The following is a 430-nucleotide window of genomic DNA, read 5'->3' as shown; positions in this document are numbered from 1 at the left end:
TTACAGGTACAACGCGACTTACAGCAACAACGCTTCGGCCAACAAGCTGGGCGCGATCGTCAACGGTTACGCGATCACCTACTACAGCAAGACCTCGCTGGCGCCGTGGATGGACGACTTCTTCACCTCGGCCATCGGCCACGCCGCTGAACTGGGCTATACCAAGGCAGTCCCGCTGCTGAAGTGGAAAGTGGGCTTCCCGGTCCAGCGCCTGACCGGCGCCGGCGCCTGCTACGTCCGCGCCGCGATGTACACCATGGTGGTGCGCGACAGCGAAACCTCGCCGGTGTACGGCACCATCGGCCAAGCCTTCGCCAAGAGCGACACCAAGGACTTCAATGCTGACTTCCTGAAGCTGCAGTGCGGCAGCACCGCGATGGGTACCGTGCTGGGCCTGAAGGCCGGCGAAATGACGGGCTACTCGTCGAAT

At 62.6% G+C, this 430-nt stretch carries 1 pseudogene; it reads left to right on the top strand.

From position 1 onward, the window contains the following. Positions 1-430: pseudogene (locus KBW98_RS23820) on the top strand (hypothetical protein); the annotation flags it as partial.

This window comes from Massilia sp. ST3 (genome assembly GCF_018119405.1).
Lineage (GTDB): Bacteria > Pseudomonadota > Gammaproteobacteria > Burkholderiales > Burkholderiaceae_D > Telluria.
The sequence above is the reverse complement of the archived record's forward strand: the minus strand, read 5'-3'. Positions and strand labels throughout refer to the sequence as shown.